Source organism: Mesorhizobium sp. M7A.T.Ca.US.000.02.2.1 (genome assembly GCF_003996995.1).
GTDB lineage: Bacteria > Pseudomonadota > Alphaproteobacteria > Rhizobiales > Rhizobiaceae > Mesorhizobium.
The window spans coordinates 1-1,890 of the sequence record NZ_RZTT01000697.1; the positions used below are offsets into that span (position 1 = coordinate 1).

Below are 1,890 nucleotides of genomic sequence, written 5' to 3' on the forward strand. Positions count from 1 at the left end.
GGTCCTCATCGTTCGATGCCGCGGTCAGCAGATCCCGCACCCATCCGCCCTGGGGCGTGCGGGCGCTGGCATCGCCGCGCGGACGCGGTGCCGCCTCGGCAGGACGCTCAAGGTCGAGCGTGCCGCGCAATGCAGGGCCGCCCAAGGGCGCCTGAGGCGTGCGCAGGTCCGGCTGCGGTGCCGGTGCGCGGCGCGGCGGCTCGGCAGCGCGTGCGGCCGGCGCTTGCGGCGCCGGACGCAGGTTGCGTGGTTCGGACCCGTCACCGCCGCGGCCGGACTTGGCCACGATGTCCGAAAGCTCCTTGAGGGCGTTGATCTGCTCGGAAACAGCGCGGCGGATGGCCGAGGTCGATTCCTTTGCCTCTTCCGGCATTTCGATGACGCCCTTCTTGAGCTCGGCCCGGGTCAGGTCGAGTTCGCTCTTGATCGAGCCCGCGGTGCGCCGCATCTCCTCGGTCGCATCGGCAAAGCGCTTGGTTGCCGAGTCGACGACGTCGGTGATGGCGTTGCGGATCTTGTCGGCCGACTCCATCGTCTTGCCTTCGGCGTTCTGCAGTGTCTGGCCGACGAGATTTTCGAACGAGCGCATGACCCTTTCGAGATCCTCCGACTTCTTGACCAGGCCGACGGCGAGGTCTTCGAGCGACGACTGCCGTTCGAGCGTGTGTTCGAGGTTGCTCTGGGCCGAGCTCAACAGGTCCGAAGCACTGGAGAGCAGGCGGCTGTGCTCGTCGAACTTGGTGGCGATCGACGCGACCTCGCGCAAGGTGGACGACGACAGTTCCGTCAGCCTTGTCGTGTTCGAATCGACCAGACGTGCCGAGCTGGCAAAGGTCTGCGCGGCCTTCTCGGTGGTGGCGGCGAAGCTTTGCGTGCTGCCGCTCAGGCGTTCATCGACCTGGCCGAGATTGACCGCGGCCTGATCGATCAACTGACCGAGCTGCGAGCTGGACTTGGTCATGCGGCCGATGAGATCAGCGACGCTGTCGGACAGCGACGAGCGGGCGCCTTCGACCGCCGACAAGGTTTCGGCGGTGCGGCTGGCGAGCGCGTCGACAAGCGCGGCATTCTCGCTGCGCAGCTTCTCGGTGGCGCGTTCGGTGACCTCTTCCATGCTCTTTTGCAGGTCCGAGCCGCCCTGGGCGAAGCGCTCGACCAGGGGCCGTGCGGTTTCGTCGAGGATCTTCGACATTTCGGCCGAACGTGCGGCGAGCATGGTGTTGAGTTCGCGGGTGTTGGCGCCGATCGTCTTGGCGGCATCGTTGGTGCTTTGGCCGATATGCTGGCCAACCGCGGTGAAGGTCTCGGCGATCACATTGGCGCGCGAGACGAGTTGCGCCTCGGCATTCGACACCTGTTCGTTGAGCTTCTGGCCCATCGTCTCGGCTGTGAAGGCGAGGCGGTTCTCCACGCCTGAGACCTGCTCTTCGACACGGGCTGCCGCGGCCGCGGCACTCGACGCGAAACGCTCGTCCGCACCGGCAAGCGCCTGCTCGATTTCGCGGGCATGCACGGCCATTTCCTGGCCGGTCCGCCTTGCGCGTTCGGCAACCCGTTGCTCGGTATCGGCAAAGGCACCGACGATTGTCTCGGCATGCTCGCCGATCGTGGAGGTGCTGCTGGCGATGCGCGACACCAGACGCTGATCCGCCTCGTCGAAGATACGGCCGATTTCCGAGGCACGGCTCGACAGCGCTTCCGAACCTTCGGCGATGCGCGAGACGAGTTGCTGGTCGGCGGCATCGAAAATGCGGCCAAGGTCCGACGCGCGTGCGGCAAGCGCTTCGGCCGATTCGCCGATGCGCATGCCGAGCCGCTGGTCGGCGCCTTCGAAGTTGCGCAGGATGTCGCCGGCACGCGCGGCCAGCGACTGGGCGGTCTCGATAGCGC

At 66.8% G+C, this 1,890-nt stretch carries 1 pseudogene; it reads right to left on the bottom strand.

Annotated features, from left to right (window positions below):
- Positions 1–1,890 (bottom strand): annotated as a pseudogene (locus EOD15_RS33685) (kinesin); the annotation flags it as partial.